The sequence below is a fragment of the Flavobacterium sp. SH_e genome (genome assembly GCF_025717045.1).
GTDB lineage: Bacteria > Bacteroidota > Bacteroidia > Flavobacteriales > Flavobacteriaceae > Flavobacterium.
Map to the genome: position 1 here is coordinate 429,995 of NZ_JAOVZN010000002.1, position 26,852 is coordinate 456,846.

Below are 26,852 nucleotides of genomic sequence, written 5' to 3' on the forward strand. Positions count from 1 at the left end.
CAAAAATAAATCAATATTGTATCTTGCGCACCTAAAAAAATGATAATAATGAATAAATTTAAATATTATTTTGTTTTACTACTTGCTGGTATCGCCATCGTTTCTTGTAATAAAAGTGATGACGATGATTCGTCAACAGTTCCGTTGAGAGATTTTGCAGAGCAGTATAAAGCAGATAATGATTCTATTGTGAAATTTTTAAAAACCAATTATATTGAATCAGTTACCACTGATTTTGATGTTAAAATATCAAAAATTCCAGCTGGCGGAACGCAAACTTCTATCTGGGACCAAACGACTTACACATTAGCATCAAGAGATGTTTATAGTGATGATATTACTTATAAAGTATATTATTTAATTTTAAGAGAAGGGTCTGGTCAGAACCCGACTAATACCGATAAGATTTCTACAGCATATAACTGTTATTTGTTAAACGGAACGATGGCGGATTCTTCGTATGGAATTCCTTTTACAGCTAATTTATTTCCATATGCAAACACAAATACTGTGATAGAAGGCTGGTCAGAGATTTTTCCGAAATTTAAAACAGGAACTTCTACAACTGGCGATGATGGTTCAATTACGTATAGTGATTTTGGTGCTGGTGTAATGTTTTTGCCTTCAGGTTTAGCTTATTATGCTTCGGGTAGCGGAAGCGCTATTCCTGCCTATACACCAATTTACTTTAGTTTCAAATTATTCGATCTTCAAAGAATGGATAATGAATATAATACAACAAGCAGTGGAAGAGTTTTTGTTGGTGATGGCGTTCCTGATTATTTAGAAGATGTTAATGGTGATGGTTATCTTTATGATTTTAGAAATACAACTAAATATCCTAATCCTCCAGCAAATTTAATTGATGATACTGATGGTGACGGAATCGCAGACTTTGTTGATCTTGATGATGATGGAGACGGATTTACAACTAGATTTGAGCTTACAAAACCTACAGGTGAAGTTGGTATAGTTGATGGTATTAATTATGGAATCAGGCTTTATTATCCTTGGGATCCAATGGTAGATAATCCAGCAACACCAAATGTTGATGAAACGGAACCGAGAGGAATTCCTAGAAGACCTACAGGAGCTCTTACAGATCCTTCAAAACCTGAATCTTCAACTAATGTTAGAAAATATATTGAGGAAGATTATACGGCTAGCGGAAGATTAAGAATTCATTTAGATAAAACTTATCCGATAAAACAGAATTAAAACTCTAAATTATAAATTAAAACCTGAAAGCGATTTCAGGTTTTTTTTATGCCTAATATTTTCTACTTATGAAAGGAAAGATTTCTGTAGAAGATTTTGAGAATGTGTATTTTGAAAAATAAAAAACCCCGAAATCTAAATTCCGAGGTTTTTCTATAAAGTAAGAAAACTAAAATTATTTTCTTTTAATTACTCTTTCTACAGCTTCAACAATTGCTTGATTGTTTAATTTGTATTTTTCCATTAATTGCTCTGGAGTTCCAGATTCTCCAAAACTATCTTTTACTGCTACAAATTCTTGTGGAGTTGGATTGTTTAAAGCTAATACTCCAGAAACGCTTTCTCCAAGACCTCCAAGGTAGTTGTGTTCTTCTGCAGTTACTACACATCTTGTTTTAGCAACAGATTTTAGAATTGCTTCTTCATCAAGAGGTTTAATAGTGTGGATATTGATTACTTCAGCAGAAATTCCTTTTGCTTCAAGAGCTTCAGCCGCAATAAGAGCTTCCCAAACTAAGTGTCCTGTTGCAATAATAGTTACATCAGTTCCTTCATTTAATAAAATTGCTTTTCCAATTACAAATGGTTCGTCAGCAGGAGTAAAGTTAGGCACAACTGGACGACCAAAACGTAAGTAAGCCGGACCGTGGTGATCTGCTAATGCTAAAGTTGCAGCTTTAGTTTGATTGTAATCGCAAGTGTTGATTACAGTCATTCCTGGCAACATTTTCATTAAACCAATATCTTCTAAGATTTGGTGCGTTGCTCCGTCTTCTCCTAAAGTTAAACCAGCGTGAGAAGCACAGATTTTTACATTTTTATCTGAGTAAGCAACAGATTGACGAATTTGGTCGTAAACTCTTCCTGTAGAGAAGTTAGCAAATGTTCCAGTAAAAGGAATTTTTCCTCCAATAGTTAATCCTGCCGCAATTCCAATCATGTTTGCTTCTGCAATACCGATTTGGAAAAAGCGCTCTGGGTGATTTTTTTTGAATTCATCAAATTTTAATGATCCAATTAAGTCAGCGCATAACGCTACAACATTTTCATTTTTTTGACCTAGTTCAGTCATTCCCGCTCCAAAACCAGAACGAGTATCTTTGCTTCCTGTATTTTCGTATTTTTTCATTTCTATTTTTGCTGTATGCAATAGGCATTAGGCAATAAGCATATTGCTTATGGCTTAAAGCTTAAAGCTGTTTTTAGTAATCAACTTGATCTTTAGAGTAATTTTGAGCTAATGCAGCTGCTAACTGATCGTTGTTAGGAGCTTTACCGTGCCAAGCGTGTGTATGCATCATGAAATCTACTCCGTTACCCATTTCAGTATATAATAAAATACAAACTGGTTTTCCTTTTCCTGTTCTAGATTTAGCATCAGTCAATCCTGCGATGATAGCGTCGATGTTGTTTCCTTCTTTGATTTCTAAAACATCCCAATCAAAAGCTTCAAATTTAGCACGTAGGCTTCCCATTGGTAAAACTTCATCAGTTGTTCCGTCAATTTGTTTTCCGTTAACGTCAACTGTTGCGATTAAGTTGTCTACTTTTTTAGCAGATGCGTACATAATTGCTTCCCAGTTTTGGCCTTCTTGCAATTCTCCGTCTCCGTGTAAAGTATAAATTAAGTGATTATCACCGTTTAATTTTTTAGCTTGCGCTGCTCCTAAAGCTACAGATAAACCTTGTCCTAATGAACCAGATGCAATACGAACTCCAGGTAAACCTTCGTGAGTCGTTGGGTGTCCTTGTAAACGAGAATCTAATAATCTGAAAGTTGCAAGTTCTGAAATAGGGAAGTATCCGCTTCTAGCTAAAACGCTATAGAATACTGGTGAGATATGTCCATTTGAAAGGAAAAATAAATCTTCTCCAATTCCATTCATATCAAAACCTTCTTTGCGTTCCATAATGTTTTGGTATAATGTAACCAAAAATTCAGTACAACCTAAAGAACCACCTGGGTGTCCAGAGTTTACAGCATGTACCATTCTAAGAATATCTCTTCTTACTTGGATCGTTAAATCGCTTAATTGTTGTGTGTTAGGCTTCATTTTATATGTAAAAGTTAAACTGAAGCAAAAGTAATTTTTATTTTGTGGGCAGACAAATGATTTTATGCTTTAGTTACATAGCAATTGTTAAATTTAGCCGTTTTTTTCGGATTCCGTAAAAAAATATAACGGAAGTTTTGCTTCTAAAGACTTTATAAGTGTGTTTTTTACAATTTTAAATTAATAAATAAAAAAATCCTGTTTTTTGCAGGACTTTTAAATTTGAAATTTCTATTAAGTATAACAGTGTCAATTATCACTTTCGCTATAATAATTGTTTTCTTCATCTTCAGAACCAATATCTTCTTGTTGATCATCTAACTCAGATCCTGGAATATCCAAATCGTTACCGATTTTATCGCTGTTTTGTTTCCATTCGTGATTGTTCTGATTAATGATATCTTCGCCCGAAATTTCTTCAGGATTAATATCCTCCAGTTTGTTATCCTGATTGTATATATCTTCGTTTGCCGGATAATCCATGTTTTCAAGATTTCTTTCAATTTGGTCATCCTTTATTTGATCTAACTTTTCTTCTGAATTTATCATGATTTCTAAGACTTTAAAAATTAATAATTTAAAGTTAGAGAATCTGTATTCTTTTGATGTTATATTTAAAATGATAGAAGTTGCAGTTTTTACATTTGGTTTTTATGTTTAAAAGAAGTTATTAGTGCGGAGAAACCTTCAAAATGAATTTGTAGTATCAAATGTTAAAAATCCAATTTTCAAATTAAGAAAACATTATCTAATTTTTCTAATTGACAAATTATCTAATTAATAAAATTTTCCTGAAATTAAACTATCTTTGCCGTCCCGGACGATCGGGAGAAAAACGAATTTATGAAGTTTGATTTATTACAGAAAGATCCGCAGTCGAAAGCGAGAGCGGGAAGTATTACTACTGATCATGGAGTTATAGAAACTCCTATTTTTATGCCAGTTGGAACGGTTGCATCTGTAAAAGGTGTGCATCAGCGTGAACTTAAAGAAGAAATTAATCCGGATATTATTCTTGGAAATACCTATCATTTATATTTACGTCCGCAAACTGAAATTCTTGAAAAAGCAGGTGGATTGCATAAATTCATGAACTGGGATCGTAATATCTTGACCGATTCAGGAGGATATCAGGTATATTCTCTTTCTTCAAATAGAAAAATTAAAGAAGAAGGAGTAAAGTTTAAATCGCATATCGATGGCTCTTATCACTTTTTTACACCAGAAAACGTAATGGAAATTCAGCGTACAATTGGTGCTGATATCATTATGGCTTTTGACGAATGTACGCCTTATCCTTGCGATTACAGATATGCGCAACGTTCAATGCACATGACACATCGCTGGTTGGACCGTTGTATTAATCATTTGGATAAAGTGCCTTATAAATATGGCTATGAACAAACATTTTTCCCGATTGTTCAAGGAAGTACTTATAAAGATTTACGTCGCCAGTCGGCTGAATATATCGCTAATGCAGGACAGCAAGGAAATGCAATTGGCGGACTTTCTGTAGGTGAACCTGCTGAAGAAATGTACGCAATGACAGAAGTTGTTTGCGAAATTCTTCCAGAAGATAAACCTCGTTATTTAATGGGGGTTGGAACTCCAATTAATATTTTAGAAAATATCGCGTTAGGAATTGATATGTTCGATTGCGTTATGCCAACTCGTAATGCAAGAAACGGTATGTTGTTTACAGCAAATGGAACAATCAATATCAAAAATAAAAAATGGGAAGCTGACTTTTCTCCAATCGACGAAATGGGACACACTTTTGTTGATACAGAATATACAAAGGCTTATTTACGTCACTTGTTTGCTGCTAATGAATATTTAGGAAAACAAATTGCGACCATTCATAATCTTGGGTTTTATATGTGGTTGGTTCGTGAAGCTAGAAAACATATCTTAGCGGGCGATTTTAGACCATGGAAAGAAATGATGGTTAAAAATATGAGCCAAAGACTATAAAAAGTTTCAAGTTTTTTTAGTTTCAAGTTTCAAGTTGCTCAGTGTAACCTGAAACTTGAAACGTGAAACCTGAAACTTTTAAAACTTGAAACAAAAAACTATATGCTTTCAATAATAGATAAATACATCTTAAAAAGATATCTGGGAACTTTCTCTGTGATGTTGCTTTTATTTGCACCAATCGGAATCGTAATTGACGTTTCTGAAAAAGTAAATAAAATGCTTGAAAACAAGATTCCGTTTGGAGATATTGCTTTCTATTATTACAATTTTACGATTTACTTTATTAATTCACTGTTTCCGATATTTTTGTTTTTATCGGTAATTTGGTTTACTTCGAAATTAGCCAATAATACAGAGATTATTGCCATTTTAAGTTCTGGAATTTCATTTACGCGTTTCTTGCGTCCTTATATTATAGGAGCAACAATCGTTTCTATTTTTGTTTTGCTAATGGGATTTTTTATTGTTCCAGCTGCAAGTGAAGGGTATAATAATTTTAGATATACCTATTTAAAAGGAAATGGGAAAGAACTCATGCGTGGAGAAAATACTAATGTTTACAGACAGATTAACGATCACGATTTTATTTTTGTAAACAGTTTTAATGAAGAGTCTAAAACAGCTTTCAACTTTTCTTTGGAACATTTTGAAAAAGAAAAATTGACCTATAAAATTACGGCAAGCCGTATTAAATGGGATCCGAAGAAAAAGATTTACATTTTATACGACTACACAAAACGTACAGTTGGAGGTTTAAATGATGTAATTGAAAAGTCTCCAGAAAAAAATATGGCCTTTAAGTTCGAATTGGCCGATTTGACTCCTGTTGTTTATATTGCAGAAACTTTGACTTTAGGTAAATTAATTGATTTTATTGAGAAAGAAAGAAAAAGAGGGTCAGGAAATATAAACACTTATTTAGTTGTTCTTTATAAAAAGTATAGTATTCCAGTTTCGGCATTTATTTTAACAATTATTGCAGTTTCGGTTTCTTCCATGAAGCGACGTGGCGGAATGGGAATGAATCTAGCTATTGGAATCGCAATTGCATTTTCATTTGTATTCTTTGATAAAATATTTGGTACACTTGCCGAAAAATCTACTTTTTCACCTTTATTAGCTGTTTGGTTTCCAAATATTGTTTTCGGAATCTTAGCAGTTTATTTACTACGTAATGCGAAACGATAATTTAAAAAGTTACTTAAATCTTCACTTAATTGTTTTTATCTGGGGTTTTACAGCCATTCTAGGCGCTTTAATTACAATTGATGCCGAAAATTTAGTTTGGTATAGAATGTTGCTTGCCATGATTTTTCTCGGCGGATTTATAGCAGTTAAAAAACAATCATTTCAAGTTCCGATAAAAGAATTTTTCAAACTAATTTTTGTTGGTTTATTGATTGCATTGCACTGGATTTTCTTTTTTAAAGCAATTCATGTTTCCAATGTTTCAATAACACTTTCAATATTTTCTTTAGGAGCTTTTTTTGCTTCTTTATTAGAACCATTATTTTATGGAAGAAAAGTGCTTTGGTACGAAGTTTTTTTCGGACTTATAATCATTGCCGGATTAGGATTGATTCTTCAGGTTGAAATTAAATATCTTACAGGAGTTTATTACGCTTTAGCAGCAATCATTTTAGGTGTTCTATTTACCTTAATGAATGGTAAATTGATTTCAGATCACGAGCCTTCTGTAATTACTTTTTATGAGTTTGGAGCAGGGGTTTTCTTTATTACGATTTATTTTTTATTCCAAGGAAAATTCACACCAGATTTCTTTGAAATGTCTTTAAATAACTGGGTTTTATTATTGATTTTAGCCTCAATTTGTACGGCTTACGCCTTTACAGCTTCGGTAAAAGTAATGCAGCGATTAACGCCATATACGGTAATGTTAACTACTAATTTAGAGCCAGTTTATGGGATAGTTTTGGCTTATTTTATCTTAGGAGGAAAAGAGAAAATGAGCGTCGAATTTTATATCGGAGCTGTTATAATAATCATAACAGTTATTCTAAACGGTGTTTTCAAACATTATCAGAACAAGAAAGAAAACTTGTAATAGTTTCCTTATTATTAAAATGCATTTTTATACTTTAAATAACAATTAACTTCGCCAATGATATAATATTTTTATATTTGCGGTTCGATTTACAAACAAAATTCAAAAATCCATGGAATATTTAGATTTTGAGCTTCCAATTAAAGAACTTGAAGAACAGTTAGAAAAGTGTGTTATTATTGGAAAAGAATCTGACGTTGACGTAACCCCGACGTGCAAGGAAATCAATAAAAAATTAGTAGAGACTAAAAAAGAAATATATAAAAACCTTACGGCTTGGCAGCGTGTACAATTGTCAAGACACCCAAATAGACCGTATACTTTAGACTATATCAAAGCAATTTGCGGAGATACTTTCTTAGAACTTCATGGAGACAGAGGTTTTAAAGATGATAAAGCAATGGTTGGCGGTCTTGGTAAAATAAACGGACAATCGTTTATGATTATTGGTCAGCAAAAAGGTTTTAATACAAAAACACGTCAGTACCGTAATTTTGGTATGGCTAATCCTGAAGGATACCGTAAAGCTTTGCGTTTAATGAAAATGGCAGAGAAATTTGGAATTCCAGTTTTAACTTTAGTAGATACTCCGGGTGCATATCCAGGACTTGAAGCTGAAGAAAGAGGACAAGGAGAAGCTATCGCTAGAAACATTTTCGAAATGGTTCGTCTGCAAGTGCCAATTATCACAATTATTGTGGGTGAAGGTGCTTCTGGAGGAGCGTTAGGAATTGGTGTTGGAGACCGTGTTTATATGTTAGAAAATACTTGGTACTCTGTAATTTCTCCTGAATCTTGCTCTTCTATTTTATGGAAAAGCTGGGAATACAAAGAGCGTGCAGCAGAAGCTTTAAAATTGACTTCTTCTGACATGAAAAAACAAAAATTAGTTGATGATGTAATTCCAGAACCACTAGGAGGAGCACATTATGACAGAGAAACTACTTTCAAAACAGTAGCGGAATATATTACTAAAGGATATAACGAATTGAAAGATTTATCAACAGCCGATTTAATTGCCCAAAGAATGGATAAATACAGTAATATGGGCGAGTTTAAAGAGTAAATTCATATAATATGATTAAAAATCCGAAGCCCTACGGTTTCGGATTTTTTTTTGGTTATTAACAAAAAAACTTATTTATAAACATAAAACTAGTTATAACTCGATAGCAGATTTTTTTTAAATTTTGCTACTTTCGCTATATGGAAAATTTCAAAAACTTAAACCCCGTTAAGGTCGACAAAACCACAATCATCAATTTAGAAAAAGGTAAACTTCCTCCTCAAGTTATTGACTTAGAAGAGGCTGTTCTCGGTGCGATGATGATTGATAAAAAAGGGGTAGATGATGTAATTGATATTTTACAGCCTGATGCTTTTTACAAAGACGCGCACAAACATATTTTTGAGGCGATTTTACAGCTTTTTACAGAAACTCAACCAATTGATATTTTAACGGTTTCGACACAGTTAAAGAAAAACGGAAAGCTGGATCTAGCTGGAGGAGATTTTTATTTGATTCAGCTAACGCAGAAAATTGCTTCTTCTGCGCATATCGAATTTCACTCGCGTATTATTCTTCAAAAATTTATTCAAAGAAGTTTGATTCGAATTTCATCTGAAATTATTGAAGAATCTTATGACGAGACAACAGACGTATTTGATTTGCTGGATAAAGCCGAATCTAAATTATACGAAGTAACTCAGGGAAATATCAAGCGTAGTTCTGAGACTGCTCAGAGTTTGGTTCTTCAGGCGAAAAAACGTATTGAAGAAATTGCTGGTAAGGAAGGTTTGAGTGGAGTTGCAACAGGTTTTGAGAAACTGGATGAAGTAACTTCTGGATGGCAACCTTCGGATTTAATTATTATTGCAGCTCGTCCTGGTATGGGTAAAACGGCTTTCGTCCTTTCGATGGCGAGAAACGTGAGTATTCAGTTTGGACATGCAGTTGCGATTTTCTCTCTGGAGATGGCGTCGGTTCAGTTAATTACGAGGCTTATTTCTTCTGAAACAGGATTGTCTTCAGAAAAATTAAGAACAGGTAAATTAGAAAAACACGAATGGGAGCAATTAAGTACAAAAGTAAAAAACTTAGAAAAAGCCCCATTGTTTATTGATGATACACCTTCGCTTTCGATATTCGATTTACGTGCAAAATGTCGTCGTTTGGCTTCTCAGCACGGAATCAAACTAATTATTATTGACTACTTGCAGTTAATGACTGCTGGAGGTAGTGGGAAAGGAGGAGGAAACCGTGAGCAGGAGATTTCGACAATTTCCCGAAACTTAAAGGCTTTGGCAAAAGAGCTTAACGTTCCGGTAATTGCACTTTCTCAGTTATCGCGTGCCGTTGAAACCCGTGGTTCTAGTAAACGTCCGCTTCTTTCGGATCTTCGTGAATCTGGAGCGATTGAGCAGGATGCCGATATCGTATCCTTTATCTATCGTCCTGAATATTATAAAATTGAAGAATGGGATGATGATGAAGCTTCTTCTACACAAGGTCAAGCTGAATTTATTATAGCCAAGCACCGTAACGGTGGTTTGGAGAATATTCGTCTGAAATTCTTAGGACATTTAGGTAAGTTTGATAATCTTGAAGAGTTTACGGGAGGTTATGATGATTTACCGTCAAAAATGAATCACGATGATAATCCTTTCATAACTAAAAATTTACCATCTGCTAACGAAGCTTTCGGAAGCAATTTAAATGACGATGACGACGATAGTGATGTTCCATTTTAAAAGTTAAAAAGCCTTATTATTAAGGCTTTTTTTATGTTTTTATGTTAATCGTCTAATAAAAATCAGTAGTTTAGCTAAACCAATCAGAAACTATTAATTTTTTTAAATTATTAACCAATTAACAAATGTAAATTATGAATGATTTTAATCTAGGAAGTGTTGAAGTGCCTTTAGAGGAAGGTAAAAGTTGGGCAAAAAAATACCGTGATTCACCTAAAGAGGTTGAAGAAGGTAAAGGTAAAATTGACGCTTACTTAATCCCTTTAGATGCTTTGAGATTAGTATTAAAGCAAGACATTGATGCCGTTAGAGCATACAAAGGTATTAACAATGCAGGAGAACAGACTTTAATGTTTGTGGGTACAAAACTGGACAAAAAAACCGGTATTTATGTAGATGTATTTAATGTGGGCGTATCTGAAGGATGCGAGGGAAGCGAAGTTGTTTATGACACTAGCCGTCCATGTCCTCCTTATGGTGATCCAGCTAGTCCGATGGCATAAAAATGGATGATTTTTTAATATATTCTTCTTATATCATTTTATTTATAAGTTTGATATTATATACATATAGCTTTTTCCGTAAGGAAAAAGCTAATGTCTTTTTCATTATATATATTGTTTTTAGCTTTGTCATTCAGATTTCTATGGAAGTCATGTATCATATGCGTTTAAATAATTTATTGTTGATGAATACATTTGTCATTGGACAGATGATATTATTAGGACTTTTTTATAAATCATTATTTAAAATTCAGGCACAAAAAAAAGTGGTAGTTTGGAGTATGATTTTGGCTCTACTGATCATTTTTATTCAATTATATAATGACCCAAAACAGATCTATAAATTTAACTTGTTTGAAATCACAATCTGTTCATTGTTAGTCCTTATTTTTGCTTTGATGCATTTTTATAATATGCTTGGCGATAATAAAACCTACTATTATTTTTCGATTGGAGTTGTAGCTTTTATGCTTGCTTCGACAGTATTATTGTTGGTAGGGAATTTAACGCATAACTTGTCAAATGAATTTAAATATTTGAGTTGGAGATTAAATGCATTTTTAGTTGGAGCATTTTATTTTTCGATGATTGTAGAATGGAAAGTGAGTTTTTCAAAAACGAAAAATTTAACTAATTAAAATATTTCAATTCATAATATGAGTCTCCATTCAATACCAGAAAAAGAAATTGTTGCTATTATTTTATATACCTCACTTTTCTTTATGATTGTTGCGGTAGTTTTAATTATTTTCTTTTACTTTTCTAGGCAAAAAATCATTCAGAAAGAATTAGAAAAAGTAGATTTAATACTTAGATATCAAAGAGAACAATTGCATGCTGTTATTATTACGCAGGAAGAAGAACGTAAAAGAATTGCACAAGATCTTCATGATGATATCAGTTCGAAATTAAATATTGTTTCATTAAATAGCCATTTGCTTACTGCGCCAAATCTTACAGAAACTGAAACGGCTGAAATAACCGAGAATATAATCAATTTAACTACTAAAGCTTTAGAAAATTCTAGAAAAATTGCCCATAATCTTTTGCCTCCTGTTTTTGAAAAATTTGGATTAAATGCAGGAATAGAAGAATTATGCGAGGAATTTGAAACCAGTAAATCTGTCAAAACGCATTATAAAAATGAAATCGATTTTGACGACAATGATCTCGACAGACATTTGCATATTTTTAGAATTCTTCAGGAATTAATGAATAATTCGCTTCGTCATGGAAAAGCAACCGAAATTTGGATTTCTTTTACCAATAATGAAGGGGTAAATACATGTAATTATGAAGATAACGGAATTGGTTTTGATAGTTCAAATGCAGAAAATCAAAAAGGTTTAGGAATGAAAAATATCGATAGCCGAATATCATTTTTGGAAGGAACTATTAAAATTACCTCTGAAATTAATAACGGAATCGCAGTAAATTTTACTTTTTAGATCGAATTTAGAACTTTAATAAGGTTTTTAGTCGATAAAATGGCATGTTTTGGCTATTTATTAATCATATTTTGTAATTTCGGGATACCAAACTAAACGACCAAAATCCAAAAAGATGAATGCCACTATTAAAATTGCCTTAGTCGATGATGAAATTTTGTTTCGAAAAGGAATTTCTTTCTTATTGCAGAGAGAAGAAAATGTAGAAGTTATTTTCGAGGCCTCAAACGGAGAAGATCTAATTTCTCAGTTAAATGAAAACGAAGTCAAACCCGATATAATTATTATGGACTTAAAGATGCCGGTTTTAAATGGTGTCGAGGCCACTAAAATTATTCGAAAGGCGTTTCCTGATATCAAAATAATTGCACTAACAAGTTATGATACGAAATCATTCATTGCTAATATGATTCAGGTTGGAGCTGTTGCTTATTTAATTAAAAATACTACTCCAAAAGATTTAATTCTAACAATTAGAGAAGTAGCGGCTAAAGGATTCTACTATAATGAAAATGTTTTAAAAACAATTCAGGAAACTATAGTTTCTCCTAAAAATACTAAAGGCGGTTTAGATACGAGTTTCCTTTCGCCTCGCGAAGTAGAAGTTCTCCAATTAATCTGTCAGCAGAAAACAACTGCCGAAATTGCCGAGCAGCTGTTTTTAAGTCCTAGAACTATTGAAGGACACAGAAATAATTTGCTGCTTAAAACAGAATCGCGCAATATTGCTGGCTTGGTTGTGTATGCCATTCAAAACGATTTAGCAGATTTGACAATCTAAAAAATTATGCTGTCAAAAATTGAATTGACAACACATAATACAATATGATTGTTATCACGAGAACACATAAACCTATTTTTTGAACTAAATTCATACCCTTTTCTTGGTTATTACTATCATTAAACTTCATGGTTGGTTTGTTTTTTTACATTGATTAGTTTTATGACCTGGGATAGCAAATGTATATAGAATATTTAACGGCACTATAGGTGTTTTTACCTGTTTTTTTAAGGGTGTTAATCAGGTATTTACCTCTGTTTTTTTATTTAACATTCTCTTATGCCATAAAAGGGACTATAGATTCTTTTTTTAGATAGTTCCTTTATATCTTTACTAAAATAATTTTCGGATGAATAGAAGTTTATTCTACATTTTTATACTATTAGTTACATTTAATGCCCGCGCCTCGTTCATATTACTTCCGATGGACGAAACAACTCAACAGAATCATTTAAAAGCATACGGTATTACTTATTGGTGTTTAAGCAGAGATTATAAAGCAAGTTGGCTTTTAAATTATCGTGGAGGTTCTTTCTTGCTTCCTGATGCTGATGAGATTAGAAAAGAATGCAAAATTAGAGGTGTTAGTTTCGAAGTTATTTCAGATAGCGAACAAGCTTCTATTTTAAATGAAATCTCGAGTCCTTCTCAAAATATGGAATCTGTAATTTTGGAGAAAGCTCCAAAAATTGCCGTTTACACGCCAAAAGGCAAACAACCTTGGGATGACGCCGTAACTTTGGTTTTAACTTATGCCGAAATACCTTTTACTCCAATTTATGACGAAGAAGTTTTAAGTGATCAATTATTAATGTACGATTGGTTGCATCTACATCATGAGGATTTTACTGGACAGTACGGAAAGTTCTATGCCGCCTATAAAAATACACCTTGGTATATTGATCAAAAAAAGGATGCTGAAGCTTTAGCTGCAAAATTAGGATATGCAAAAGTATCTCAGGAAAAAGGAGCTGTGGCAAAAAAAATTAGAGATTTTGTAATTGGAGGTGGATTTATGTTTGCAATGTGTTCTGCTACAGACAGTTTCGATATTGCGCTTGCAGCTGATGGAGTTGATATTTGCGAAACAATGTTTGATGGTGATCCAAGCGAATCTAATTATCAATCGAAATTAAATTACAATAACTCTTTTGCTTTCAAAAATTTCACTTTAGAAAGAAGACCTGAAGTTTATGAATTTTCGGATATCGATATGACTACCAAAAGACGTATTGTTATGGAAAAAGATTATTTCACTTTAATGGAATTTTCAGCAAAATGGGATCCAATTCCAAGTATGTTATGTCAAAATCATACCCAATTGGTAAAAGGTTTTATGGGGCAGACGACTTCATTTGATTCTTCGCTAATAAAATCTAACATATTAATTATGGGAACTTGTGAGCTAAATGGCGAATCAAGGTATATTCATGGCGAAAAAGGAAAAGGAATGTTTACTTTTTTTGGAGGACATGATCCAGAAGATTTTCAGCATCAAGTTGGAGATCCGCCAACGGTTTTAGATTTGCACCCAAATTCTCCAGGTTACAGATTAATTTTGAATAATGTTTTATTTCCTGCTGCGAGAAAAAAGAAGCTTAAAACCTAATTTAGTGAGATTTCAAACCAGATCGGAATATGATCTGATACTTTTCTTGCTGTTTGCAAAGAATCAAAATCTTCATAAAATTTAATTACTCCTGAATTAATAACTGTTACAGATGAGGATTTGTAAAAAATATTATCAAATTCAGATGCTAAACAGATATTGTTTTTGCATTTATGTTTAAGCGTTGTTTTCTGATTCTTTAATACTGAAACATATCCCATTTTTTTTAACGGAATAAAGACGGTATGTTTTTCAGGGCAATTAAAATCGCCTAAGAAAACCAAATTTAAATTAGGATATTCGCTTGGCAAAAACTTAAAATATTTGATTTCAGTTTCTGGTTGCTTTTTTTGAGTTATGGCGTGAAAATTGACTAGAGTAATTGTTTTTTTATTGATTTCGAAAGTGCCGAAATAAGGTTCGCGGTCAATTTCTAAATTAAATTTTTTCTCTAGCCAAGGTTTGTTTTTTAATTTGATTTTGTGAGTTTTCCAAATAAAAGCATATCGTTCCGTTTTATAACTGCTACTGCTTGTTGGATCACTTATTTTATAGTCCCACTTATTTCCTTTTTCGTTAAGTAATTCAGTGAGCTTTGCTACAGTTTGTGCTCCGCCGTTTCCTGCAACTACCTCCTGAATAGCAATTATATCATAAGTAGAGATAGTTTTGGCAATATAACTTAATTCGGTATACGATTTTGATTTTCCGAAGTTTTCTATATTCCATGACAGAATTTTGGTTTGCGCAAAAGATATAAATGTAAATAATAGTAGGAGAGGGCTGAGAACGTTTTTCATGTAAAAAAATAATTGTAATCAAATATAGATAATTCTCTTTCTACAATTATCAGGCCTTTCTTAGAAAATTATTTAGTGTTTTTTATATCTGTTTTTTAAAGCTGTGCTAATTATGATAATTTGTAATACTAAAAGCGCTGGAATAAATATAAGTTTCCAATCAATTTCAAGCCATCCGGTTTTTGCAGAAACAAGAACAAAACTTATTGATAAAAAAAGACAAAGTAGCATTGTTTTCATTATTATTTTATTTTGGGTTGTGTTAATTTTTGCGAATAAAATATCCGCTTTGTTTTTTGGTTTCATTGTAGGTTAATAGATTCATAACAAATTTAGATTTATTAGAATTGATATCCTTACGGAAATCCGTAAACGGATCATATTATGCTAGTTATACCAATCCAAAATCTTTTGCTATAGCAATTAAATGCACATTATTATTAGCTTTAAAGTAAATTTTTAGTTTATTAATTCTTTTTTCGATACTACTCGTTCCGTTTGGGGTAATAGACAAATCTTTAAATTCTTTTGAAATACTTTCTAAAATATATCCTTGAGATAAAAGTTTTAAAATCGAAATATCATAAGATTCAATTTCAATTAAGGCCTTATCATTAAAATTAAAAGACAAATCAGACGAAAGTATTTTTTCTTCATTATTGAATGTACTTTCAATTGCATTTCGTAATTCTATAATACTATTTCTTCCTTTAGAAACGTATGCATTAATTCCTAATTCATTGAAAAGCGTTTTAATTCTATAACTTTTGTCTTCAATAGAAAATACGATTTTCTTTAATTTAGGCTGGACGCGATTGATTGCTTCAATTAATCCATCGCCAGTTTCGATATTTGCTTTTCGATGATCTGATTTGAACGACAGATCGGTAATTAATAAATCATAAGGCTCATTTTCAACCAAAGCTTTTTTTACTTTGAGTAAACCTTCATCACAATATTTCACATGGTGAATTACTGGAACTTGTAGTTCTTCAAGTACTTGAATAACAGCGATACTAATACTGTCTAAATCTTCGGCAACTAAAACTTTTTTAAACATATAATTGTTTTATAATGGGAATGTGAAACTTATTTTTAAACCATTTTCTAGATTCGGTTCAAAATTAATAGTTCCTTTTATTGTTTTAATACGGTTTTCCACATTTTGTAGTCTTTTTTTTAAATTGACATATCCATCAGTGGTTTCTTTACTATTATCAATGTAGATTATTTGAATAATTTTTGTCTCTTTTTTAAAATTTAAGCTTATTAAAGATGCGTTACTATTTTTCGTAATGTCATTTAAGAGCTCTCGAAGTATTCTAAAAATGGTAATCTTTTTGATTCGATCAATTTCATGCCACGAAAAACTGCTTAAACCATTTACAATTATGTTTAAAGAAGAATTGGAATATTCAGAAAGCATTATTTTTAGATTTTCGAGATAGTTTTCATCTGTTAGTATGGTACTATTTTCCCTTGAAATTTTCCTAATTTTCAAATAAATCTGATCCAAATGATTAAGTAATTCTTCCTTTTTTTGAGGTTCTTCTAGATTAGAGTTTTCAATATTTGTAGATAATTTAAAAACTTCGCTTGTTAATTCGTTGTGGAGTTTTTGAGAAATCCGTACTTCACTTTTAAATATCGTATCGTCTTTTTCTCTTTTTGCTTTTAAAGTAATATGAAGAGTTATAAACAGCAATGCAAAAACACTAATAAAAATTACTACATACAAAATGTAACTTTGATTTTTTTGTATTTCAAATTGTAATTCTTTTTCTGCTTTTTGAGTTTTAAGTTCTAAATTTTCTTGTTTGTCTTTTTTGAAGTAGTATTGTATGTTGGCAAATGGATTTTTTTGTGATGATTGAATTTTATTAATGCTGTCAATGTAATGAACATAAATATTAGAATATTTCTTCAAGTCATTTCCTGTAGTAGTTCGTATTAAAGTTTCTAAAGCATATTTTTTTTGCTGATAAGTATTTATTATGCAAGCATGCTTATAAGCTGCTTCAGCATATTTTTTCGCCAATGCAAGATTTGAATCTACATAATAATCGGAAAGATTTGAGTAACTTTCTGGTAAGTTATGTTTGTCATGTAATTGAAGCCTAATCTTTAGAGCTTCTTGGTAATAAGGTAGAGCTTTAGTATCCAGTAAATTAGCGTAAGAAATGCCTATATTATTTCTCATCGTTGCATAGTCAATTAATTCAAAATCTACTAAAGTATTTGTTTTTTTCTTATTGCCATAATATCCCGTGGTAGTTAGCTGAGTATAAATTTTTATAGCTTTTTTGTGTTGTTTTTTATGCATATAAACAAGTGCAATATTAGCTAATGCATTTGCTTTCCTTCTCACGCTTGTATTTAGATAGTAGGCTTTTTTAGCATAGATAAGAGCATTGTCGAAATCCTTTGTAGCTAAATAATTGCTTGCAAAAATTTTATATGTTTCCCAAGCAAACCTTGGTTTTTTCATATATTTAAGGTGAGGCAGTATTTTTGTAGCAGTATTTTCACTTTCTAGGTAATTGCCTTCATATTGTTGTATAAGTGCTATCGAAATTAATGCATCAACATAATCTATTCTGTTTTTTTCAGGATCAGAAAGACGAATTATTTTTAGATAATTTTTGTACGCCTTTAAATATTCATTGTGATCATAATCATTATCAGCGATAATAGTCAGTCTTTTTATTTCAGCCGTATTGTCAATTTTTTTTAATACTGCATGCTTTTCCTTTTTGCATGACGTTGGTAAAACGAGCAATAGAAATACAGAAATTAAAATTTTAACTACAGATGGGACTTTCATTTATGGATTTTTAAATATTAAAAATGCATTTTTATTATAAAGGAAGATTTATAAAAATTTTAAAACCTTGATTTTCTGAATCATAAACCTCTAAAAATCCTTTTAATGTTTTAAGACGATTTTCTATACTTTTCAGTCTGTTTTTTAAATTAATACTACTATTTTGAACTTTTGTATTATTATCGACATAAATTATCTGTAGGTTTTTATCGTTTATTTTAAAAGTAAGGCTCGCTAATGATGCGTCACTCTGCTTTTTCATAGTATCGAAAATTTCTTGAATTGATCTAAAAATTGTTATTTTTTTAATGCGCTCGATTTTTGACCATGAAAAAGTATTTAAGCCATTTACAATTATGTGTAAATCAGAATGAGAATATTCAGAAATCATTTCTTTTAAACCAATTTCATAATTTTCATTGAAAGGAATAATACTGTTCTCTTTAGAAATTTTTCTGGTTTTTAAATAAATTTGATCTAAGTCATTAAGTAATTCCTCTTTTCTTTTTGGTTCTTCAAGATTAGAGTTTTGAATACGTGTCGATAATTTAAAAACGTCATTTGCTAATTCGTAGTGAAGCTTTTGTGAAATTCGTAACTCACTTTTAAATATAGCATCATCTTTCTCTTTTTTTCCTTTTAGCGTAATGTGAAAAAATAAAAAGAGTAAAATGAAAGCACTGATAAAAATTACTACATAAGAAATGTTGCTTCTATTTTTCTGTCTCTGCATCTCTAATTCATGCTCAGCTTTTTGGGATTTAAGCTCTAAATTTTCTTCTATATCTTTTTTGAAATTGTATTTTATATCAGAAAATTGATTTTTAGTCTTTAATCTGGCTTTATTAATACTGTCCGTAAAATGGATATAAATATTAGTATATTTTTTCAATTCATTTCCAGTCGCAGTTTGAACCAAAAAACTCAAGCAATATTTTTTATCTACATAAAAATTGATTTCAGAAGCCTTTTTATATCCCAATTTGGCATATTTATTTGCTAAGGCGGGGTTATTTTTTAAATAATATTCAGACAGAGCGGCATAACTGCTAGAAATATTATCACGATCATTTATTTTTAGTCTAATCTTTAAAGCTTTATTGTAAAAATCTATCGCTTTTGGATTTTTTAAGTTTTGATAGCAAATGCCTAAGTTGTTTAGCATTACTGCATAATCCATTAATTCAAAACGATCACAGCTATTTGTTTTAAATTTTTGAGCGTGATATCCCTCGGTGGTAATTTTCTCAAATATATAAGCCGCTGCGTTATATTTTTTTTGTTTCATATACACGATGCCTATACTGTTTAAGATGCTCCATTTTCGGAATGCACTGGTTTTAAGGTGCAATGCTTTTCTAAAATAGACTAAAGCACTTTCTAAATTATCGGTTTTAAAGTAATTAAATCCCTGAATAAAATAGGCATTCCAAGCAAATCTTGTTTTTTTCATATATTTTAAGTGGGGTAATATTTTAGTTACCATTTCCTCACTTTGTATATAATCACCTTGATATTGATAAATGTAAGCTAGAGATATTAATGCATCAACATGATCAATTCTATCTTTTACAGGATCTGAAAGAGAAATTATTTTAGAATAAGTCTTGAAGGCATTTTTATAATCAGAATTTTCAAAACAACTATCAGCAATAATTGTTAATCTTTTAACTTCTGCTGTATTATCAGTTTTTTTTAATACTGCATGTTTTTCCTTTTTGCAAGACGTTGTAAGAGCGAGCAAAAGAAATACAGAGATTAAAATTTTAAGTAAAGCTGGGGCTTTTTTCATTTTGAGACTTGGGAAAAACAATTCGTTAAATTAGGCAGGAATTTTAATAAAAACCTTAAATCCTTGATTTGGACTAGATGATATATCTATAGCACCTCTAATTTTTAGAATTCGATTTTCTACATTATAAAGCCCGTTTTTAAATACAATTTTCTCGGTATCTATACCTTTTCCGTTATCGGTGTAGTTAACTAAAATATTTTTTTCTGTTTGTTTAAAGTTTATCCCGACTAATGAAGCTTCACTATACTTGCGCATATTTACAAGTAATTCTTGTAATACTCGATAGATAGTGATTTTTTTATTCTTGTCAATTTCATCCCATAGAATGCTGTCTAGTCCGTTTAGAATTAAAGTTATATTCAGAGTGCTGAAACCAGAAATCATTTCTTTAAGTGATAAAATATAATTTTCATCAGTAGTAATGGTACAATTTTCTTTCGAAATATCTCGTGTTCGAGAATATATTGCATCTAAATTATTAAGCAATTGTTCTTTATTTTCTGCCAGAGAAAGATTTCTGTTTTCGGCGAAAGCCATAGTATGATAGATATCGTTTGCTAATTCGTCATGTAGTTTTTTTGAAATTCTAGTTTCACTATTGTAAGCGGCTTCAATTTTTTCTCGATTTGCTTTAGAAGTTAGATAATAATATAAAATTAAAATCAAACAAAGACTCAGGACAATTATGATATAAGATATAATGTTTCTGTTTTTTTGTCTCTCTAGCTTTAATTCATTTTGAGCTTTATGTGTTTTAAGCTTTAAGTTTTCTTCTCTTTCGCGTTTAGAGTCGTACTTTATTCTCGCAAATTGATTCTTAGCTTTTTGTGTAACTTCGTATGTACTATCAACAAGATTTATATAATCGTTCGAATAATTTTTAAGTTCTGAATTTGAACTGTTTTTAATAATCATTTTTAAAGCTGACAATCTCCCTTCTACATGATTTATCTTACTGAATTCTTTATAGCTTAAAAGCATATACTTCTTTGCTAAAGATAAATCCTTAAATTCATTGAATTCTGCAAGATGAATATAACTTTTTCCTAATCCATACGGACTTTTTAAAGTTTTTCTAATATCTAAACCTTTCTTCAAGTAATCTAAAGCACTTTCTTTATTATCTATGTAATAATAGCACAGTCCAATATTGTCTAATAATGCTCCGTAGAATTCTTGATCTCTAATTACCTCTTTTTTATTTTCTAAAGGAAGAAAGATGTTTAGAGCTTCATTAAATTTTTTCTCTTGAATTAACGTAACTGCAATATTGTTTTTTGAGGCTAATTTTTTCCACGGCTTTACATTAAGCTTTAGAGCTTTTTTATGGTATAAAATAGAATTTTTATAATCGAAAGTGTTTAGGTAATTGTTTCCTAAAGTAGTATAGAGATTCCAAGTATAAAGTTGGTTTTTTACAAGTTTAGTGTATGGCAGCGCTTTAGTAATTGTTGCTTCACTTCCAGCATAATCTCCATGAGTCTGCTGGATAATTGCCATACGATTTAAAGTGTTTATGTAATTTTCTGCATCATTTGAAGGAGAACAAATAGATATTGTTTGATTGTAATAAAAAAAAGCGCTATCATATTTATTAGTGCCGAAAAAAGCCTCTGCAATTGCAATTAGTCTATTAACTTCAGCTTTATTATGGATGTCTTTTAAACTATTGTTTGTTTTCTTTTCACAGGAGAAAAGAGTAATAAAAACAGTAATTAAAAAGGAAAATATTTGTATTCTTTTTGGTATCATGCGCCAAAAATAAAAAATCTGAATTCCTGTGAAAGAGTATAAATACCTGTTTTTACAAAAAGTGCATTTTTTTTATTTTCTAGTATTCATTTACAGTGATATACAAACAAACCCTCTGAGTGAGGGTTGTCAAAATTTTAAAATGTTGTAAAACTTATCTTTATAAAACTTAAACTGCTCTCATTCCAGTAGCAATTGCAAGTCTATTCCAAGAATTAATTGTAATAATAGCTAAGATGATTTCGGCAAGGTATTTTTCGTCAAATAATTGAGCGGCGTTTTGATAAACTTCATCAGAAACATGATTGCTGATTAAAGTTACTTGTTCTGTTAAAGCTAAGATTGCTTTTTCTTCTTCCGTATAAACATCGGCTTCACGCCAAGCACTTGTTAAGTATATTCTCTGTTCAGAAATTCCATGTTTTCTTGCATCAGCAGTGTGCATGTTTATGCAATAAGCACAACCATTTATTTGGGAAGCACGTATTTTAATTAATTCCTTGTGAACAGGAGTTAATGAAGTAGATGCAATATATTTTTCTAGGTTTAATAAAGCATTATAAGCTTCTGGAGCGACATTCGGGATAACAATTCTTGATTTCATTTTTTTGTGTTTTAAAAGTTCATTACAAAGGTCAATAATGTATGCTTTTAAAAACTTGAACTACTTCAAGAAATTCAAATCAGACTTTTCCAGCTCTTATTTTACTCATAAATTCTGCTGAAAAATCCAGATAGGAGGCAAGCATATATTGTGGAACTCGCTGAACAAATTCTGGGAAATGGTCATTAAAGTGATGATATCTTTCTTCCGCTGACATTGTAAATAAGAATTTGATACGCATTTGCATAGCGCCAAAACTTTTTTGAGTAACTATTCTGAAGTACCTTTCTAGATTCGGTATTTCAATCAGCAGAGATTCTAAAATTGTTTTGTCAATAGCAATGACTTCTGAATTTTCTACTGCCTGTAAATAAAAGCTTGAAGGAACATGATTGTGGTAACTTAAATAATCAGTAATCCACCAATTTTCGATACCAAATTGCAACGTTTGTTCAGCTCCTTTAGAGTTAATAATATACTGCCGCATACAGCCTTTAACAACAAAATACATAGTGTTGCATATTTGACCTTCTTCTAAAATATGTTCTTTCTTTTTTATTTTAGAAAGTTCTAGGCATGATTCTAATTTATCAATATCTGAAGGTTCAAGAGAAATGAATTTTTGAATATGATCCAAAAGAGCTTTGTGCATAAAACAGTTTTAGTTTTATACAAATGTACTTTTTAAATTTTGTTTTTTAGAAAAACAGGACAATTGAAACTTCTTTAAACAAAAAAACCATTCGCGTTAACGAATGGTTTTATATAATAAGTAAGTAATCTTAAATTGAGTTTATAAAACGTTTATTTTACTTTATTAAGAATAGCTTTGAAAGCTTCTGGGTGGTTCATAGCTAAATCTGCAAGAACTTTACGGTTCAATTCGATTCCATTAGCTTTAACTTTCCCCATGAATTGAGAATAAGACATTCCTTCTAATCTAGCTCCAGCGTTGATACGTTGAATCCATAATGAACGGAAATTTCTTTTGTTTTGTTTTCTATCGCGGTAAGCGTAGCTCATCGCTTTCTCTACTGCATTCTTAGCAACTGTCCAAACGTTTTTACGTCTTCCAAAGAAACCTTTGGCTTGCTTCATTATTTTTTTTCTTCTTGCTCTTTTAGCAACTGAATTTACCGATCTTGGCATAATTTTAATGTGTTTTTGTAGCAGGCGTCCTGAATTGAATCAAAGGAACTTAATGGCCATACTCCAAGGTTATATAAATAATTTTTTAACCTAAAGAATTATTAGATAATTCTTAATTGTTGTTTGATGCTTTTCATATCTGTTTGGTGAACTAGCGCTGAGTGAGTCAAAGCTAATTTACGTTTTTTAGATTTTTTAGTCAAGATATGACTTTTAAAAGCATGCTTTCTTTTAATCTTTCCAGAGCCAGTAACTTTAAAACGTTTCTTAGCGCTAGATTTTGTTTTCATTTTAGGCATTTTTCCTAGTTTTTTAATTTATTCTTACTTACTTATATCTTCAGTCTAAAAGTTTAAAAGTTTAAAGTCAAAAGTCAGTTTATGACTTTCGACTTTAAGACTTTAAGCTTTCGACTTATTTCTTTTTCTTAGGAGCAATGAACATGATCATTCTCTTTCCTTCCAGAACAGGCATTGCCTCAACTTTACCATGTTCCTCTAAGTCCTGTGCAAGACGTAATAATAGAATCTGACCTTGATCTTTGTAAATGATAGAACGTCCTTTAAAGAAAACGAAAGCTTTTAATTTAGCTCCTTCTTTCAAGAATTTTTCAGCGTTCTTTCTTTTAAACTCATAATCGTGCTCGTCAGTTTGAGGACCAAATCGAATTTCTTTTACAACAACTTGAGAAGATTTAGCTTTTAAAGCCTTATCTCTTTTCTTTTGTTCGTAAACAAATTTCTTGTAGTCCATGATTTTACAAACCGGTGGTTCAGCGTTTGGCGAAATTTCAACTAAATCCAACTCAAGTTGGTCAGCTAAACGTAGCGCATCAGCTATTTTAAAAACCCCAGGTTCAATGTTTTCCCCTACAAGACGTACTTCTGGAACACGAATAAGGTTGTTTATTCTGTGTGCATCTTTTTTTTCTACGCGAGGTTGAAAACCTCTGTTACTTTTTATTGCTATGACTTTCTAAATTTAAGTTAAACTGTAAATACTTTTAATGTCTTTTTTATTTCTTCGTCTACAATCGCAGCAAATTCTTCGATTGAAACTGTAATATTACCTTTTCCTTCTTGTCCGTGACGGCGAATAGAAATAGTACCATTTTTCTCTTCTTCCTCACCAACGATAAGCATAAATGGGATTTTCTGCATTTCTGCATCTCTAATTTTCTTACCGATAGTTTCATTTCGGTTGTCAATTAGGGCGCGAATTTCGTGATTTTCTAGCAAATCTAAAACTTTTTTAGCATAATTTTCGTATTTCTCGCTCAAAGACAAGATAATAGCTTGTTCAGGCATTAGCCAAAGTGGGAAATTTCCTGCCGTGTGCTCTAATAAAATTGCTATAAAACGTTCCATAGATCCAAAAGGAGCTCTGTGAATCATAACAGGGCGATGTAATTCATTATCAGCGCCTTTGTATGTCAATTCAAAACGCTCAGGTAAATTATAATCTACCTGGATAGTTCCTAACTGCCATTGTCTTCCCAAAGCATCTTTTACCATGAAATCAAGTTTCGGACCATAAAACGCTGCTTCACCATATTCTACAACAGTATTAAGACCTTTATCTTTTGCTGCGTTGATGATGGCGTTTTCAGCTTTTTCCCAGTTTTCATCAGTACCAATATATTTGTCTCTGTTTTCTTGATCTCTTAACGAAATTTGAGCTGTAAAGTTTTCAAAACCTAAAGAACCAAATACATACAATACAAGGTCAATTACTTTTTTAAACTCCTCATCCAATTGTTCTGGAGTACAGAAAATATGCGCATCATCCTGAGTAAAACCTCTAACACGAGTTAAACCGTGCAATTCACCAGATTGCTCATATCTATAAACAGTACCAAATTCAGCATAACGCTTAGGCAAATCTTTATATGACCAAGGTCTTACATTGTAAATCTCACAGTGGTGAGGGCAGTTCATTGGTTTTAATAAGAACTCTTCACCTTCTGCTGGAGTGTGAATTGGTTGGAAACTATCTGCACCATATTTAGCATAGTGACCAGAAGTTACATATAATTCTTTCTGACCAATATGTGGACTAACAACTTGCTCGTAGCCAGCTTTCTTTTGAGCTCTTTTCAAAAATTGCTCTAAACGCTCTCTCAATGCAGCTCCTTTTGGTAACCATAAAGGTAAACCTTGACCCACTTTTTGAGAAAAAGCAAATAATTCAAGCTCTTTTCCAAGTTTACGGTGATCACGACGTTTAGCTTCCTCAAGAAGTTCAAGATATTCAGTTAAATCTTTTTGTTTTGGAAAAGAAGTTCCGTAAACACGAGTTAACTGTTTGTTTTTCTCATCACCTCTCCAGTAAGCACCAGCAACACTCATGATTTTTACAGCTTTGATAATTCCAGTGTTCGGAATATGTCCACCGCGGCATAAATCAGTAAAAGTAGAATGGTCGCAGAAAGTAATAGTTCCGTCTTCAAGATTTGAAATCAATTCAGTTTTGTAAACGTTATCTTTATACATTTCTAAAGCTTCTGCTTTAGTCACTGGACGCATTTTAAAATCAAACTTTCCTCTTGCGATTTCAAGAATTCGGTCTTCGATTTTTTTAAAATCAGCTTCAGAAATTTTCTGGTCTTCAAAATCAACGTCATAATAAAACCCATTAGCAATTGCAGGCCCAAGAGTCAATTTAATTCCAGGGTACAATTCCTCAAGAGCTTGAGCCATTACGTGCGAAGTCGAATGCCAGAAAGCTTTTTTACCTTCAGCATCATTCCAAGTATATAATATAAGATTACCGTCGGTCGTTAATGGAGTCTCGGTTTCAATAGTTGTACCATTAAAAGATGCAGAAATAACATTTCTTGCAAAACCTTCGCTAATGTTTTTAGCGACCTCCATTGGAGTTACGCCCGAAGCGAACTCTCTAATTGACCCATCGGGTAAAGTAATCTTGATCATTGTTTATAATTTTGTGAATGCAAATATACATGATTACAAAAATACATACAATATATATGTAGAAGTTTACTCTATTATATATAAGTATAGTTTTATTGTGCTGTCATATGAGAGAAAGTCCCATTTGTGACCCGACAGGTTTTCAAAACCTGTCGGGTTTTATTTTTTATACATATATAAGGAGAAAACCCTGGCTGCATGCTGAGCGCAGTGAAGCGCATCCAGTTTTGTAATTTGTAATTTAAAAGATTGGGATTTCGGTAATAATTAGGAGCTATTTCCCGCTATGCGCTGCAATCTTTTCGGGCCGAACCCCGGCCCAAAAAGGATTTCCGCTCCTATCGGGGCTATGGATGCGGTTTCAGAAGAGTCAATTCGGGAAAAAGAAGATTTCGGAAGCATGAAAAACGGCTTGAAAAAGGCGGTAAAGATTGAGAATCCATTAAAAATGGATATCAGAAAGTCTGATAAAATAAGAAAATGCCAAACATATTAAGAAAAACCCCACATCGATCAAAAAATATCCAGAATGTAAACCTGCCGTTATGAGACAGTTAAGAAAAATAGCGAAAAAAGAATGGAAATAGTT

The 26,852-nt window shown here is 31.7% G+C and carries 26 protein-coding genes; 11 read left to right on the plus strand and 15 right to left on the minus strand.

Annotated features, from left to right (window positions below; genetic code table 11):
- Positions 1–48 precede the first annotated feature (48 nt).
- Positions 49–1,218 carry an FKBP-type peptidyl-prolyl cis-trans isomerase gene (locus OD917_RS05010; protein WP_263522449.1) on the plus strand — a complete coding sequence of 390 codons (1,170 nt, stop codon included), beginning with the start codon at positions 49–51 and terminating at the stop codon, positions 1,216–1,218.
- 175 nt (positions 1,219–1,393) lie between these two features.
- Here the strand turns inward: OD917_RS05010 and OD917_RS05015 are convergent, their stop codons facing one another.
- From OD917_RS05015 to OD917_RS05025, 3 genes are all read right to left on the minus strand, one after another.
- On the minus strand, positions 1,394–2,347 hold the full coding sequence (locus tag OD917_RS05015) for a transketolase family protein (protein WP_263522450.1): 954 nt from the start codon (positions 2,345–2,347) through the stop codon (positions 1,394–1,396).
- A gap of 73 nt (positions 2,348–2,420) precedes the next feature.
- Complete coding sequence (locus OD917_RS05020) at positions 2,421–3,272, minus strand: transketolase (protein ID WP_263522451.1); 852 nt, start codon at positions 3,270–3,272, stop codon at positions 2,421–2,423.
- Between the two features lie 249 nt (positions 3,273–3,521).
- Complete coding sequence (locus tag OD917_RS05025) at positions 3,522–3,821, minus strand: hypothetical protein (RefSeq protein WP_263522452.1); 300 nt, start codon at positions 3,819–3,821, stop codon at positions 3,522–3,524.
- Positions 3,822–4,115: 294 nt separating this feature from the next.
- On the opposite strand from OD917_RS05025, the gene tgt reads away from it, so the two are divergent.
- From tgt to OD917_RS05075, 10 genes are all read left to right on the plus strand, one after another.
- Positions 4,116–5,246, plus strand: a complete 1,131-nt coding sequence (tgt, locus tag OD917_RS05030; protein ID WP_129748101.1) for a tRNA guanosine(34) transglycosylase Tgt — start codon at positions 4,116–4,118, stop codon at positions 5,244–5,246.
- A gap of 102 nt (positions 5,247–5,348) precedes the next feature.
- On the plus strand, positions 5,349–6,437 hold the full coding sequence (locus OD917_RS05035) for an LptF/LptG family permease (RefSeq protein WP_263522453.1): 1,089 nt from the start codon (positions 5,349–5,351) through the stop codon (positions 6,435–6,437).
- Positions 6,424–7,314, plus strand: a complete 891-nt coding sequence (locus OD917_RS05040; RefSeq protein ID WP_263522454.1) for a DMT family transporter — start codon at positions 6,424–6,426, stop codon at positions 7,312–7,314. The genes OD917_RS05035 and OD917_RS05040 overlap by 14 nt, the downstream gene beginning before the upstream one ends.
- 112 nt (positions 7,315–7,426) lie before the next feature.
- Entirely contained in the window at positions 7,427–8,380 is a 954-nt protein-coding gene (locus tag OD917_RS05045; protein ID WP_111285976.1) for an acetyl-CoA carboxylase carboxyltransferase subunit alpha, read from the plus strand.
- Positions 8,381–8,520: 140 nt separating this feature from the next.
- Positions 8,521–10,065, plus strand: a complete 1,545-nt coding sequence (gene dnaB / locus OD917_RS05050) for a replicative DNA helicase (RefSeq protein ID WP_095931682.1) — start codon at positions 8,521–8,523, stop codon at positions 10,063–10,065.
- Between the two features lie 164 nt (positions 10,066–10,229).
- Entirely contained in the window at positions 10,230–10,568 is a 339-nt protein-coding gene (locus tag OD917_RS05055; protein ID WP_263522457.1) for a hypothetical protein, read from the plus strand.
- A 2-nt stretch (positions 10,569–10,570) separates the two neighbouring features.
- The gene (locus tag OD917_RS05060; RefSeq protein WP_263522458.1) at positions 10,571–11,206 is read left to right on the plus strand and encodes a hypothetical protein; all 636 of its coding nucleotides are present in this window, start codon (positions 10,571–10,573) and stop codon (positions 11,204–11,206) included.
- 18 nt (positions 11,207–11,224) lie between these two features.
- Entirely contained in the window at positions 11,225–12,016 is a 792-nt protein-coding gene (locus OD917_RS05065; protein WP_263522459.1) for a sensor histidine kinase, read from the plus strand.
- Between the two features lie 115 nt (positions 12,017–12,131).
- Entirely contained in the window at positions 12,132–12,797 is a 666-nt protein-coding gene (locus OD917_RS05070; protein WP_263522460.1) for a response regulator transcription factor, read from the plus strand.
- A 349-nt stretch (positions 12,798–13,146) separates the two neighbouring features.
- Complete coding sequence (locus tag OD917_RS05075; protein WP_263522461.1) at positions 13,147–14,406, plus strand: asparagine synthetase B; 1,260 nt, start codon at positions 13,147–13,149, stop codon at positions 14,404–14,406.
- Here the strand turns inward: OD917_RS05075 and OD917_RS05080 are convergent.
- From OD917_RS05080 to thrS, 12 genes are all read right to left on the minus strand, one after another.
- On the minus strand, positions 14,403–15,206 hold the full coding sequence (locus OD917_RS05080) for an endonuclease/exonuclease/phosphatase family protein (RefSeq protein ID WP_263522462.1): 804 nt from the start codon (positions 15,204–15,206) through the stop codon (positions 14,403–14,405). The genes OD917_RS05075 and OD917_RS05080 overlap by 4 nt on opposite strands.
- Before the next feature lie 72 nt (positions 15,207–15,278).
- On the minus strand, positions 15,279–15,512 hold the full coding sequence (locus tag OD917_RS05085; protein ID WP_111285990.1) for a hypothetical protein: 234 nt from the start codon (positions 15,510–15,512) through the stop codon (positions 15,279–15,281).
- An 85-nt stretch (positions 15,513–15,597) separates the two neighbouring features.
- The gene (locus tag OD917_RS05090; protein ID WP_111285992.1) at positions 15,598–16,266 is read right to left on the minus strand and encodes a response regulator transcription factor; all 669 of its coding nucleotides are present in this window, start codon (positions 16,264–16,266) and stop codon (positions 15,598–15,600) included.
- Positions 16,267–16,275: 9 nt separating this feature from the next.
- Positions 16,276–18,030 carry a tetratricopeptide repeat-containing sensor histidine kinase gene (locus OD917_RS05095; protein ID WP_263522463.1) on the minus strand — a complete coding sequence of 585 codons (1,755 nt, stop codon included), beginning with the start codon at positions 18,028–18,030 and terminating at the stop codon, positions 16,276–16,278.
- Positions 18,031–18,064: 34 nt separating this feature from the next.
- Entirely contained in the window at positions 18,065–19,822 is a 1,758-nt protein-coding gene (locus tag OD917_RS05100) for a hypothetical protein (protein ID WP_263522464.1), read from the minus strand.
- A 30-nt stretch (positions 19,823–19,852) separates the two neighbouring features.
- The gene (locus tag OD917_RS05105) at positions 19,853–21,577 is read right to left on the minus strand and encodes a tetratricopeptide repeat-containing sensor histidine kinase (RefSeq protein ID WP_263522465.1); all 1,725 of its coding nucleotides are present in this window, start codon (positions 21,575–21,577) and stop codon (positions 19,853–19,855) included.
- A gap of 169 nt (positions 21,578–21,746) precedes the next feature.
- Positions 21,747–22,181, minus strand: coding sequence for a carboxymuconolactone decarboxylase family protein (locus OD917_RS05110; protein WP_111286000.1), 435 nt, complete (start codon positions 22,179–22,181; stop codon positions 21,747–21,749).
- Between the two features lie 79 nt (positions 22,182–22,260).
- Entirely contained in the window at positions 22,261–22,833 is a 573-nt protein-coding gene (locus OD917_RS05115) for a Crp/Fnr family transcriptional regulator (RefSeq protein WP_263522466.1), read from the minus strand.
- A gap of 152 nt (positions 22,834–22,985) precedes the next feature.
- The gene (rplT, locus tag OD917_RS05120; protein ID WP_008464948.1) at positions 22,986–23,330 is read right to left on the minus strand and encodes a 50S ribosomal protein L20; all 345 of its coding nucleotides are present in this window, start codon (positions 23,328–23,330) and stop codon (positions 22,986–22,988) included.
- Positions 23,331–23,431: 101 nt separating this feature from the next.
- Positions 23,432–23,629, minus strand: coding sequence for a 50S ribosomal protein L35 (gene rpmI, locus OD917_RS05125; protein ID WP_026727505.1), 198 nt, complete (start codon positions 23,627–23,629; stop codon positions 23,432–23,434).
- A gap of 115 nt (positions 23,630–23,744) precedes the next feature.
- Entirely contained in the window at positions 23,745–24,299 is a 555-nt protein-coding gene (gene infC / locus OD917_RS05130) for a translation initiation factor IF-3 (protein ID WP_111286002.1), read from the minus strand.
- Positions 24,300–24,316: 17 nt separating this feature from the next.
- Complete coding sequence (gene thrS / locus OD917_RS05135; RefSeq protein WP_263522468.1) at positions 24,317–26,263, minus strand: threonine--tRNA ligase; 1,947 nt, start codon at positions 26,261–26,263, stop codon at positions 24,317–24,319.
- Positions 26,264–26,852 lie beyond the last annotated feature (589 nt).